The organism is Streptomyces sp. NPDC048696 (assembly GCF_043198895.1).
Classification (GTDB): domain Bacteria; phylum Actinomycetota; class Actinomycetes; order Streptomycetales; family Streptomycetaceae; genus Streptomyces.
The window spans coordinates 73,695-85,785 of record NZ_JBICVJ010000007.1 but is presented as its reverse complement, the minus strand read 5'-3'; the positions used below and the strand labels follow the sequence as shown (position 1 = coordinate 85,785).

The 12,091-nt window shown below is 72.2% G+C and carries 12 protein-coding genes; 7 read left to right on the top strand and 5 right to left on the bottom strand.

Annotated elements, in window-relative coordinates; translation table 11 throughout:
- The first annotated feature begins 86 nt into the window (after positions 1 to 86).
- Positions 87 to 1,133 (top strand): LLM class flavin-dependent oxidoreductase, encoded by a 1,047-nt coding sequence (locus tag ACGFRG_RS16660; RefSeq protein ID WP_361430470.1) that lies wholly within the window; start codon positions 87 to 89, stop codon positions 1,131 to 1,133.
- Positions 1,134 to 1,256: 123 nt separating this feature from the next.
- On the opposite strand, the gene ACGFRG_RS16655 is transcribed toward ACGFRG_RS16660, so the two are convergent.
- Complete coding sequence (locus ACGFRG_RS16655) at positions 1,257 to 1,649, bottom strand: SCO5389 family protein (protein WP_361430468.1); 393 nt, start codon at positions 1,647 to 1,649, stop codon at positions 1,257 to 1,259.
- Between the two features lie 215 nt (positions 1,650 to 1,864).
- On the opposite strand from ACGFRG_RS16655, the gene nucS reads away from it, so the two are divergent.
- Positions 1,865 to 2,536, top strand: coding sequence for an endonuclease NucS (gene nucS, locus ACGFRG_RS16650; protein ID WP_361430467.1), 672 nt, complete (start codon positions 1,865 to 1,867; stop codon positions 2,534 to 2,536).
- Between the two features lie 285 nt (positions 2,537 to 2,821).
- Here the strand turns inward: nucS and ACGFRG_RS16645 are convergent, their stop codons facing one another.
- The 4 genes from ACGFRG_RS16645 to ACGFRG_RS16630 all read right to left on the bottom strand — a co-directional run bounded on the left by ACGFRG_RS16645 (position 2,822) and on the right by ACGFRG_RS16630 (position 7,878).
- On the bottom strand, positions 2,822 to 5,485 hold the full coding sequence (locus tag ACGFRG_RS16645) for an ATP-binding protein (protein ID WP_393264529.1): 2,664 nt from the start codon (positions 5,483 to 5,485) through the stop codon (positions 2,822 to 2,824).
- Positions 5,486 to 5,748: 263 nt separating this feature from the next.
- Entirely contained in the window at positions 5,749 to 6,072 is a 324-nt protein-coding gene (locus ACGFRG_RS16640; RefSeq protein WP_067163978.1) for an STAS domain-containing protein, read from the bottom strand.
- A 159-nt stretch (positions 6,073 to 6,231) separates the two neighbouring features.
- Entirely contained in the window at positions 6,232 to 7,080 is an 849-nt protein-coding gene (locus ACGFRG_RS16635; protein WP_393264525.1) for a 3-hydroxyacyl-CoA dehydrogenase family protein, read from the bottom strand.
- Between the two features lie 156 nt (positions 7,081 to 7,236).
- Complete coding sequence (locus ACGFRG_RS16630) at positions 7,237 to 7,878, bottom strand: TetR/AcrR family transcriptional regulator (protein ID WP_361430463.1); 642 nt, start codon at positions 7,876 to 7,878, stop codon at positions 7,237 to 7,239.
- 83 nt (positions 7,879 to 7,961) lie between these two features.
- Between ACGFRG_RS16630 and ACGFRG_RS16625 the strand changes: the two genes are divergently transcribed.
- From ACGFRG_RS16625 to ACGFRG_RS16605, 5 genes are all read left to right on the top strand, one after another.
- The gene (locus tag ACGFRG_RS16625; protein ID WP_393264522.1) at positions 7,962 to 8,735 is read left to right on the top strand and encodes an ABC transporter ATP-binding protein; all 774 of its coding nucleotides are present in this window, start codon (positions 7,962 to 7,964) and stop codon (positions 8,733 to 8,735) included.
- Between the two features lie 8 nt (positions 8,736 to 8,743).
- Positions 8,744 to 9,493: an ABC transporter permease gene (locus tag ACGFRG_RS16620; RefSeq protein WP_361430460.1), complete on the top strand. Its 750-nt coding sequence runs from the start codon at positions 8,744 to 8,746 to the stop codon at positions 9,491 to 9,493.
- Positions 9,494 to 9,506: 13 nt separating this feature from the next.
- Entirely contained in the window at positions 9,507 to 10,079 is a 573-nt protein-coding gene (locus ACGFRG_RS16615) for a cob(I)yrinic acid a,c-diamide adenosyltransferase (protein ID WP_361430459.1), read from the top strand.
- A 118-nt stretch (positions 10,080 to 10,197) separates the two neighbouring features.
- Positions 10,198 to 11,391, top strand: coding sequence for a sensor histidine kinase (locus ACGFRG_RS16610; RefSeq protein WP_393264519.1), 1,194 nt, complete (start codon positions 10,198 to 10,200; stop codon positions 11,389 to 11,391).
- The gene (locus tag ACGFRG_RS16605) at positions 11,388 to 12,032 is read left to right on the top strand and encodes a response regulator transcription factor (protein WP_361430457.1); all 645 of its coding nucleotides are present in this window, start codon (positions 11,388 to 11,390) and stop codon (positions 12,030 to 12,032) included. Before ACGFRG_RS16610 ends, ACGFRG_RS16605 begins: the two co-directional genes overlap by 4 nt.
- Positions 12,033 to 12,091: the final 59 nt, after the last annotated feature.

The window sequence follows — 12,091 nt, the reverse complement described above, 5'->3', positions numbered from 1 at the left end:
TTCACGCCGGGCCGTGCCCTTGGCACTTGTCAGGCGTTGTTGCCGGTAAGAGGGGGAGCCGCGTCGGCCGTGAGGAGGCAAGAGCGATGCGCGTCGGAACTTTTGTACTGGCAGCCCAATTCCCGGGCCAGGGCCAGGGGGAGGCACTGCACCGGGCAGTGCGGTCCGCCGAGGTGGCCGAGGAATCGGGCCTCGACTGTGTGTGGCTCGCCGAGCACCACTTCGTGCCGTACGGGGTGTGCCCGTCGGCGGTGACACTGGCGGCGCTGCTCCTGGGCCGCACGCGCAGGATCCGCGTCGGCACGGCGGTCAGCGTGCTGCCCAGCGCGCACCCGGTGGCGCTCGGCGAACAGGCGGCGCTGCTGCACCTGACGTCCGGTGGCCGGTTCTCGCTGGGTGTGGGCCGCGGCGGACCCTGGGTCGACCTGGAGGTCTTCGGCTCCGGGCTGCGGGCGTACGAGGAGGGCTTCCCCGAGTCGCTCGACCTGCTCCTGCGATGGCTGACCGAACCCCGGGTCTCCAGCCTGGGAGAACGTTTCGCCTTCCGGGAGGTCCCGGTGGTGCCCAGGCCCGACGAGCTCTTGGCGGACGGCCCGCCCGGGCCCGAGGTCATCGTGGCGTGCACGTCGCCCAACAGCGTCAAGCTCGCCGCCGAGCGCGGCCTGCCGATGCTGCTCGGGATGCACTGCGGCGACGAGGAGAAGGCGGAGATGGTCTCGCTGTGGCGTTCGCACGCGCTGGCGTCGGGCATCGCCCCGGACGCGGTCGCGGCCGCGCCGCATGTGTCGGCCGGGGTGGCCCAGATCGCGGACAGCCAGCCGGACGCGGCCGAGACACTGCTCAAGGCGATGCCCGGGTGGCTGAAGCAGGGGCTCGACGCCCATGTGACCGTCGACGGCCGGCACCGCGCGATGCGCGACCCGATCGCGTACACGGAACTCCTGTGCTCGCTGCACCCGGTGGGCACGCCACGGCTGGCGGCGGACCGGATCGCGGCGACGTCCGAGAAGACGGGGATCACGCGCTTCGCCTTCCTGGTCGAGGGGGCGGGCGACCTGGCGGCGACGGAGGAGAACGTACGACGTCTGGGCGCTGAGGTGGTGCCGCTGCTGGAGCGGCCGGAGGTGGGGTGAGGGACGCTGCCGCCGGGGACGGGTCGGGAGGGGTGTAGGGCGGGGCTGGTGGGCGGAGCCCCGCGATCGGACCCCCGCTCCGCATCAGTTGCACCTCCCGCGATGCGGAGCGGCGGCAAGGTTTCAGCAGTCCCTCAGCTCCGGCGACTGGTTGAGCAGCTGGCCCCGGATCGACGTGAAGCGGGCGAGCCGCTCGTCGGACGACGGGTCCAGCGGGAACACCGCGACACGGTGGCAGTTCTGGAACGCCAGGCGGACACCGAAATGCCGCTGTAGAGCACCTCGGATGGCGTCACTCGCGAGCGCGCGCAGCAGCTGGCCGCGTGCCTGTTCGTCCGGCGGAGGCGTCTGGTTGTCGGCGAACTCACCACCGTCGACCTTCAGCTGAGCCACCAGCGAACTGATCATCTCCCATGCGTACGGCAGGGAGGTCCGGACGCAGTCGACGAAATCGGCTTCGTCGACCTCGCCTCGCTCGGCCTGTTCGAGTAGGGCCGGTGAGACGTCGAGCGACATGGTTTCTCCTCTCGCGACCCCGAAGGTGGGGGTCTTACGGGCAGGGAAAGGAACGAAGTCGGCCACGCAGCGTGCTTGGCCGACAACCTCCCGCTTATACGGTAGGCGCGGTATGGGGAGCGCGACAGGTACTCGGCACGTAACCGGCCAATAACGAACAGCGCTTTGCCGGACGAATCGCGTTCGGCGGGGGGATTCGAGTAGCGTTGCCGACCATGCGTCTCGTCATCGCCCGCTGCTCCGTCGACTACGCGGGCCGCCTCACCGCCCATCTGCCCTCCGCCACCCGGCTGATCCTGGTGAAGGCGGACAACAGTGTCTCCATTCACGCGGACGACCGGGCGTACAAGCCCCTCAACTGGATGTCTCCGCCCTGCACCCTCAAGGAGGGGGCCGGGGACGACTCCGGCGTCTGGACGGTCGTCAACAAAGCGGGCGAGAAGCTCATCATCACGATGGAGGAGATCCTGCACGACTCCTCGCACGAGCTGGGTGTGGACCCCGGGCTCATCAAGGACGGCGTGGAAGCGCACCTGCAGGAGCTGCTGGCGGACCGGATCGAGACGCTGGGCGAGGGGTACACGCTGATCCGCCGCGAGTACCCGACGGCGATCGGGCCGGTCGACATCCTGTGCCGGGACGGGTCCGGCGGGACGGTGGCGGTCGAGATCAAGCGGCGGGGAGAGATCGACGGGGTCGAGCAGCTCACCCGCTACCTGGAGCTGCTGAACCGCGATCCGCACCTTGCGCCCGTGCAGGGGGTGTTCGCGGCGCAGGAGATCAAGCCGCAGGCTCGCGTGCTCGCCACGGACCGGGGGATCGGGTGTGTGGTCCTGGACTACGACGCGCTCCGGGGCATCGAGGACGACAAGCTCCGCCTGTTCTGAGGCGGAGGAAGGTTTCCCGGGGGCTACGCCCCCGGGCCCCTGCACCCCGGTTCAGCTGCGGACCGTGCTGGGTTGCTCGCTCCCCCAAGTTCTCGACTCCGCTCGAACAGGGGGGACCCCCACCGCGGCGGAGCCGCAAATCGACACAGCCCCGCGCCCCTGAAGGAGGGCCCTTCGGGCCCATTTAAGGGGCGCGGGGAACTGCGCGACCAGCCCCCACCGGCGATCAGACAAAGAACCCAGCCGCCCGCCCAGGGCTTTCGGGAAGGGGCGGGGTGGGGGCTCCTACGAGCGGGACGGGCTCGGGGACGTGCTGCCCCCGGGGGTGCCCGAGGCCGCCCCCGTCGTACCGGACGTGCCGGACGTCGTCGTGCCGCCGGAGCCCGAACCCGATCCGCCCGACGCCGTCGTGCCGCCCGAACCCGTACCGCCGCCCGACGTCGTCGACCCACCAGAGCTCGGCCCCGTCGACGTCGTGCCGCCCGTGCTCGACCCGGTCGACCCCGAACCGCCGCCCGACGTGGTCGTCGACCCACCCGTGGTCGGCCCGGTCGACGAGCCGCCGGTCGACGTGGTCCCACCCGTCGTCCCCGTCGTGCCGCCCGTACCCGACGAACCCCCCGACGTGGGCGACCCGGACGTCCCGCCCGTCGTGGGCGACGACGGCTTCCCCGTCGGCTTCGACGGCTTGCCGGACGGCGTGGACGGCTTGCCCGTGGGCGTCGTGGAGTCCGGCGGCGTGCTGCCGGGGGTGTCCGGGGTCGTCCCGGGCGTGCCGGGCTTGCCCGTGTGGCCGGGGGAGGAATGGGCGCCGCCCGGAGCCCGCTGCGTCGAGCCGTCCGACGGCGTCTGCGCGGGCAGCCCGCCCTCGCCGCCCACATCCCCCTCGTTCGCCGACTGCTGCTGCTTGACCTTGTCGCCGGGCGAGTCCGAGCCGCTGGACGTCGCGCCCAGGGTGACCACGGTGCCCAGGACCACCGCCAGCACCGCTCCCGCACCCGCCGCCACCAGATTGCGCCGCGTACCGGTCAGCAGCGTGCGGCGGCGCCGAGCGGGGGCGGTGACCACGCGCGGGGTCAGCACGGTCGGCGTGGAGTCGGGCAGTTCGAGCGGGATCGGCGCCGCCGGAACACCGCCCGGGGGCGACTGCGACTCCTCGTACCGCGCCGCCGGGACCTCGTCGCCCGCCGGGGTGCGGCCGCCGGAGACCACCGGGCCGCCGGAGCGGTCCTCGACCAGGGCCAGCGCCCGCCGGCCCGCGACCGTGCCGCGCTTGTCGGAGAGCGCGCCCTTGAGCCCGATGGACGCCTCCAGCTCGGCCCGCGCGCGGTCCACGTTCCCGCTGCACAGCGCCAGTACGCCCAACTCGTGGTGGAAGTACGCCTCTTGGGCCACCTGGCCCGTCACCCGCGCCGCCGCCGAGCCCATCCGCAGCGACCGCTCCCACGCGCCCCACTGCAGTCCCGCCGCGAACGCGGGCGCCGCGCTGCGCGCGAGCTCGACCGCCGTGGCGGGGTGGCCGGAGTCCGCGCCGGGCACCAGCGCGGCGAGCGCCGCGATCACCGCGTCCGACTCGGCGGCCGCCCGCTCGGGGGTGACCGAGGGGTGCCCGGTCCACCAGGCGTAGTGCTGGGCCGCCGTGTGCGCCCGCTCCCCCGCGTCCTCGCCGTATCCGGCCGCGTCGAGCTGGGTGAGCACGCCCGCCGCGAGCCGGTAGCGGGTACCGGCCGGGGAGAGCAGGCCGCAGCCGAGCAGTTCGCCGAGCGCGGCGTCGGCGTGCGTGTCGCCGATGAGCGCGGGCAGATGCGCCTGGTGCGGCACCTCGCCGCCGAGCGCGACGGCGAACCGCAGGGTGTCGCGGGCGGCCTCGCCGAGCCGGGCCGCGAGCGGGGCGGCGGGGGCCGCGCCGTCGCCGAGCGAGGGCAGCGGCACCTCCCGGCCCTCGGCCGAGAACACCGACAGGTCGGACGGCTCCTCCACCGGCAGCCCGAACTCGTCGCGCGCGACGCCCTCGCCGCGCAGCGTGTCCCGCTGCCGCAGCAGCGCGCCCGCCTGGACGAACCGCAGTGGCAGGCCCTCCGACTCGAACCAGAGGTCGCCCGCCCAGTTGGCCTCGTCGTCGGTGAGCGGCCGCTCCACGGCCTGCTCCAGGAGCTCAAGCGAGGCACCCCGGCCGAGACCGGCGAGGAAGACCTCTTCGAGGTGCGAGTCGGCGAGGGGAGCCGCGACCTCCGGTGTCGCCGCGAGCAGGAACGCGCACTCGGGCGCGGCGTCGAGCAGTTCCTCCAGGGCGGCCCCGCCGAACTCCAGGTCGTCGACGAGGACGATCGCGCCGATCTCGCGCACCCGCTCAAGGAGCCCGGCCCGGTCGGGCCGGTGCAGCGGGGAGCGGTAGACGGCCGCGTACAGCTCGTGCAGCAGTTCATGGGCGGTACGGCGGTGTCCGTTGAGGCGGACGACGCCGTCGGGCGCCAGGCGCGCGCAGTCGGCGGCGACGGCGTCGAGCAGCACCGTGCGCCCGGAGCCGGCCGGGCCGGTGAGCCGCACCGAGCGGCCGCGTCCGAGCAGCCGGCCCAGACGCTCGCGCTCCTCGCCGCGTTCCAGCAGGACGGGCGCGGGTGCGGCGGGTGCGGCGGGCACCGGGGGCTTGAGCGAGCGCTCGCGCTCGGCGCGTTCGGCGGCGGTGCGGCGGGCGGGCCGTCCGGGTATCTCGCCGGGCGGGCACGGCTCGATCTCGCTGCCGTCGACGGGATTGACGGTCAGCAGGAAGTCGCCGGAGACGAGCTGGACCGTGCGGGCCGGACCGGCGGCGCGCTGGCCGAGGCCGGGGCTCACGGCGTCGCGGTCGCGCGGCGATCGCGGCGCGTCGGCGCCCGAAGCGCCCGTGGCGCCCGGGCCGTCCGAATCGTGGTCGAACTCTTCCGGTCCCCGGTTGTCCATCGGGTCCATGGTGAAAGCCCCCCAGATGCGCGTGCGTAACGGTGCCCCTCCCGGCCGCTACGTACTGCGCTGTCGCTCTGGTCCGGTCCCCGCCGCTTGGGATGTCGACCGGCGGGAGACCGCACCCTAAACCTTCGACCAGTATCTATGAACCGGCGGGGTGCCACCCCGCCCAGAGCGTCACAGTCCGGTGAGGATTGCGCGCGGAGTGCCGCTCTCACACCCCGCGCACAACTACCGCACAAGTCGTACGCGAGAGCCCCGCACCAGGGTCATACGCGCGGCAGTGCCTCCGCCGCGATGCCGCCCTCGATGGCGAGGATGCGGTGCAGCCGGGTCGCCACCAGCAGGCGCTGCATCTGGGGCGGCACGCCCCGCAGCACGAGCCGTCGGCCGCAGCGCCCGGCCCGCCGGTGGGCGCCCATGATCACGCCGAGCCCGGTGGCGTCCCAGGAGTCGAGTTCGGTCAGGTCGAGCACCAGGTCGCCGGCTCCGTCGTCGACGGCCGAGTGCAGCACCGTACGGGCGTCCGCCGCGCTGCGGACGTCGAGGCGGCCCCCGACGACCAGCTCGACGTGGTCGCCCCTGATATGCATGTGTACTCCCCGGAGTGCTCCGTATGCCTGTCTGCCTGTCGTCTCTTACTGCACCAACTGACTGCACAGACCGCAGGGAAGTTGCCGTCTGTGAGCGAACCGATACCTAATTCACCCCATGGAGTGATCCTGGGGCGACAGGAGGTGAGGGTGTGTCAATCAGTGCTTGTAGAAGCCCTGCCCGCTCTTGCGTCCGATGTCACCCGCGTCAACCATCCGGCGCATCAGCTCCGGCGGCGCGAACTTCTCGTCCTGGGACTCGGTGTAGATGTTGCCGGTCGCGTGCAGCAGGATGTCCACGCCGGTGAGGTCGGCCGTGGCCAGCGGTCCCATCGCGTGGCCGAAGCCCAGCTTGCAGGCGAGGTCGATGTCCTCGGCGGTGGCCACGCCCGACTCGTACAGCTTCGCGGCCTCGACGACGAGCGCCGAGATCAGCCGGGTGGTGACGAAACCGGCGACGTCGCGGTTGACGACGATGCAGGTCTTGCCGACGGACTCGGCGAACTCACGGGCGGTGGCGAGGGTTTCGTCGCTGGTCTTGTAGCCGCGTACGAGCTCGCACAGCTGCATCATCGGGACCGGCGAGAAGAAGTGCGCGCCGACGACCCGCTCGGGGCGCTTGGTGACCGCCGCGATCTTGGTGATCGGGATGGCCGAGGTGTTGGAGGCGAGCACGGCCTCGTCCCGCACGATCTGGTCGAGCGCGCGGAAGATGTCGTGCTTGACCTCCAGCTTCTCGAAGACGGCCTCGACGACGATGTCGGCGTCGGCTACCGCGTCCAGATCGGTCGTGGTGGTGATGCGGGCGAGCGCGGCCTCCGCGTCCTCGGCGGCCAGCTTGCCCTTGCTCACGAACTTGTCGTACGAGGCCTTGATGCCGTCGGTGCCCCGGGCCAGCGCCGCGTCGGTCACGTCACGCAGCACCACGTCCCAGCCGGCCTGGGCGGAGACCTGCGCGATGCCCGAACCCATGAGTCCGGCCCCGATGACGGCGAGCTTCCTGGCCACTTCACACCCCTTTGACGGCTTACTGATACGGCTCTGGGGCGGAGGCTATCGGCCACGGAGGCTCTTGGGAGCCCTAAGAGATGCGCGTCACGTCTCAGATGACGGACATCACACCGAGATGGGTGTGCCACGTCTCATCGGGGGCAGGGATCACTGTCATCGCTCGGCCTTTACCGCGTACTTGAGCACCTTTTCGCCCAACAGCTCCTCAATGTCATCGAGCACCACGAGCGCGTCACGGGACACCTTGGTGGCCTTGCGGCCCGCCATCATCTCGGCGCTGATGTACGCGACGACGGCGCTCTCGATCCACGCGAGCTGACCGCCGATCAGCAGCGGCAGCGGGTCGTCGGCGGCCGCTCCCGTCTCCTCGCGCAGCGTCGCGGCCACCGACTCGACGACCTCCTGCTGGAGGTACCAGAGCCGGGCCTTGAGCGTGGGCGCGCCCTCGATGACCCGCATGAAGTCGGCGAAGCCGTCGATCAGGCCGAAGGCGGGCGAGACGTTCTCCAGGGCCGAGCGCAGCTCGCGCAGGACCGCGTCGGCCGCCGACTCGCCCGCGTCCCGGGCCCGGATGAAGCGCGACAGGCGGTGCGAGACCTCGCGCATCCGGTCGAGGAACAGGTCCTCCTTGGCCGGGAAGTAGTTGTAGACGGTGTTCACGGAGACGTCGGCGGCCTCGGCGACCTCGGCGATCGTCACCGCGTCGAAGCCCCGCTCCAGGAACAGGCCGGTGGCCGTGTCCGAGATGTGCTGCCTGGTCTGCCGCTTCTTGCGCTCCCGAAGTCCTTCAGCCATGGCCTCATCGTACGGGCGGGAGTGGGTTCGCTGAAAACTTGGTGTCATTGCAAAATTTAAGAGACTCTGTTTTTCTGGGTGCCATGCCAGTCATCAGCACCGCCGGGCTCGCCCGGACCTTCCAGACCGGACGCGGCCCCGTCGAGGCCGTGCGCGGCATCGACCTCACCGTCCGCACCGGCGAGATCCTGGGCCTGCTCGGCCCCAACGGCGCGGGCAAGACCACCACCCTGCGCATGCTCACCACACTGCTCCGGCCGACCTCGGGCGCGGCCACGGTCGCCGGCCGCGACCTGCTGCGCGACCCGGCGGGCGTACGGGAGCGGTGCGGCTATGTGGCCCAGTCCGGCGGTCTCGACCCGCAGATGTCGGTACGCGAGGAGCTGGTCACCCAGGGCCGCCTCTACCGGCTCCCGCACTCCCGGGCGCGGGAGCGGGCCGAGGAGCTGGCGGCCGAGCTGGGCTTCGCCGACCTCCTGGACCGCAGGACGACCGCGCTCTCCGGCGGCCAACGGCGCCGCCTGGACCTCGCGATGGGCCTGGCCCACCGGCCCGACGTGCTCTTCCTGGACGAGCCGACGACCGGCCTCGACCCCGCCGGGCGCGCCGACCTGTGGGACGTGGTCCGCCGCGTCCGGGCCGAGCACGGCACCACCGTCGTGCTCAGCACGCACTACCTCGACGAGGCGGACGCGCTCGCCGACCGGCTGGTCATCGTCGATGAGGGCGTCGTCACCGCCGAGGGCTCCCCCGCCGCGCTCAAGGCCCGGCACGGCTGCGCCACGCTCCAGGACGCCTTCCTCGCCATCACCGGCCGCGGCCCCGCGCCCGCCGACTCCGCCCCCGTAGCCGTATAGGACCCCCGATGCTCCTGCACGACACCGCGATCGTCTTCGGCCGGTACGCCCGGCAGACCCTGCGGTCCCGATTCCAGATCTTCTTCGGCGTACTGATGCCGCTGCTCTACCTGCTCTTCTTCGGCCCGCTCCTCACCGATCTGCCGCTCGCCCCGCACGGCGACTCCTGGCAGGTCCTGGTGCCGGGGCTGCTGCTCCAACTCGGCCTGTTCGGCGCCTCGTTCAGCGGTTTCGCCGTCATCCTGGAGCAGGGCTGGGGGGTGTTCGAGCGGATGCGGGCGGCACCGGTGTCCCGGCTCGCGCTGCTGCTCGGCCGGGTGCTGCGGGACGCGGCGCTCTTCGTCTTCCAGGCCGTGGTGCTGGTGCTCGCGGCGCTGGTGATGGGGCTGCGGGCGCCGGTCGCCGGGGTGCTGATCGGCTTCGTGTTCGTGGGTGTGCTGACGCTGTCGCTCGCCGCGCTCTCGTACGCGCTGGCCCTGAAGCTCCCCTCGGCGCATTCGTTCGGCCCGGCGGTCAACGGGCTCGCGATGCCGTCGATGCTGCTCTCCGGGCTCATGCTGCCGATGACGCTGGGGCCGCTCTGGCTGGACGTGCTCTCGCACTTCATGCCGTTCCGCTACCTGGTGGACGCGATGAGGGACGCGTACGTCGGCTCGTACACGAGCGCTCACATGCTCTACGGCGTGCTCGTCGCGGCCGCTCTCGCGCTCACCGCCGTGACGGTGGGCACACGCGTCTTCCGGACGGCCGGGGCCTAACTACTCTGGCCTCATGGTCAATCTGACGCGTATCTACACCCGCACCGGCGACAAGGGCACCACGGCCCTCGGTGACATGAGCCGTACCGCCAAGACGGATCTGCGGATCTCGGCGTACGCGGACGCCAACGAGGCGAACGCCGTGATCGGCACCGCGCTGGCGCTCGGGCAGCTGTCCGAGGACGTGGCGAAGGTCCTCGTCCGGGTCCAGAACGACCTGTTCGACGTGGGCGCGGACCTGTCGACGCCGGTAGTGGAGGACCCGAAGTACCCGCCGCTGCGGGTCGAGCAGTTCTACATCGACCGCCTTGAGGCGGACTGCGACCACTTCAACGAGCGGCTGGAGAAGCTGCGCAGCTTCATCCTGCCGGGCGGCACCCCGGGCGCGGCGCTGCTGCACCAGGCGTGCACGGTGGTCCGCCGCGCGGAGCGCTCCACCTGGGCGGCCCTGGAGGTGCACGGCGAGGCGATGAACCCGCTGACCGCGACCTATCTCAACCGGCTCTCCGACCTGCTGTTCATCCTGGCCCGCACCGCGAACAAGGAGGTCGGGGACGTGCTCTGGGTGCCGGGCGGCGAGCGCTAGCCGGTCCCGCGCCATCGACACCCGAGCGCTTCGACTGCATCTTTCGATGTAGTCGTACGCGCTCGGGTTCGCCCCGCACGCCGAGGTCACGGCCCCCGCGCCGGTGTTTCATGGGACCGTGAAACGTCTTCCCCGCCCGCACCACCACGACGTCCAGATCGCCGTCGCCGGGCTGGCCGGCGGCGTGCTGCTGTGGATCCTGGGTCTGTTCAGCCGCGGCAGCGGCCTGCTCGGCGGCGGCTGGGCGCTGGTGCCGCTCGCGGTGACGGCGGCCCTGGAGCTGCTGCGCCGCACCCGCCCGCAGTGCGCGATCGTCGGCGGTACGGCCATGGTGGTCGCCGACCAGTTCACCGCGGGCAACCTCGCCACGATCCTGATGTTCACGGACATCGTCTACGCGGCCGTCCTGTACGGCACGTCCGCCGCCGCCCGCCGCATCCCCGTGACCACCGGGCTGATCAGCGTGGCCGTGACCATCGGCTTCCTCGCCTGGTTCCGCACCCCGCAGGCCCTGCTCGTCGGGATCGTCACCGCGCTCGTCTCCTTCGCGCCCGCCACCACGGGCGCGCTGGTGCGCAACCACCGCGACGCGGCCGAGGCGGCCACGCTGCGCGCCGAGCAGACCGCGCTGCTCGCCGAGATCGACCGCGCCCAGGCCGTCGTCGCCGAGCGCGCCCGGATGGCCCGCGAGCTGCACGACATGGTCGCCAACCACCTCTCCGCCATCGCGATCCACTCCACCGCCGCGCTCTCCCTGGACGACGCGGCGACCACCGGCCGGGCGCTCACCGTGATCCGCGAGAACAGCGTGGCCGGGCTCGCCGAGATGCGCCGGCTGATCGGGCTGCTCCGGGACAGCGGCGCCGAGAGCGAACCGGTGGCCGCGCCCACCCTGGCCGGGCTCGACGCCCTGCTGGCCCGGGCCCGTACCAACGGCGTCTCCAGCGGGCTCGACTTCGCCCTTCACGACACGCGGCCGCCGGGCGCCGCGCTGCCCGCCCCGGTCGAGCTCGCCGCGTACCGGATCGTGCAGGAGTCGCTGACCAACGCCCTCAAGCACGCCGCGCCGGGTACCGTCACCGCGGCGCTCGCGCACACCGGGCGAGCTCTCACGGTGGCGGTGACCAGCCCTTATGGTGATCGTCCGGGGCCGCGCGCGCCCGGGTCGGGGGCGGGTCTGGTGGGGATGCGGGAGCGGGCCGTGCTGCTGGGCGGGACCTTCGAGTCGGGCCCGGAACCGGCCGGGGACGGCGGCAGGATCTGGCGGGTGCGGGCCGAACTTCCCGTCGTGGAAGGCGAGTCGAGCGTATGACGATCCGGGTACTGGTCGCCGAGGACCAGTCGGCGGTGCGGGCCGGTCTGGTGCTGATCCTGGGCAGCGCCCCCGACATCGAGGTGGCCGGGGAGGCCGCCGACGGCGAGGAGGCGGTGCGCCTCGCGCGCGAGCTGCGCCCGGATCTGGTCCTGATGGACATTCAGATGCCACGCCTTGACGGCGTCTCGGCGACCCGCCAGGTGGTCGCGGAACGGCTCGCGGACGTCCTGGTCCTGACCACCTTCGACCTCGACGAGTACGTCTTCGGGGCGCTGCGCGCGGGCGCCGCGGGCTTCCTGCTGAAGAACACCGAGGCGAGGGATCTGATCGAGGCGGTACGGACGGTGGCGCGCGGCGAGGGCCTGATCGCCCCGGCGGTCACCCGCCGCCTGATCGCGGAGTTCGCGGCGCCCACCACCAAGGCCCCGGCGAAGCCACCGGCCGCCCTGGACACGCTCACCCGGCGCGAGCGCGAGGTTCTGTCGTGTCTGGGCGAGGGACTTTCCAACGCGGAGATCGCCCTGCGCCTGGCGATGGCGGAGGCCACGGTGAAGACGCATGTCAGCCGTCTGCTGGGAAAGCTGGAACTGCGCAGCAGGGTCCAAGCTGCGGTTCTCGCCCAGGAGTTGGGGATATGAGGACGACTTCCGGCCGTTGGTCTGGACCTCTTGACGATTGGTACAGACCTTCCTACGCT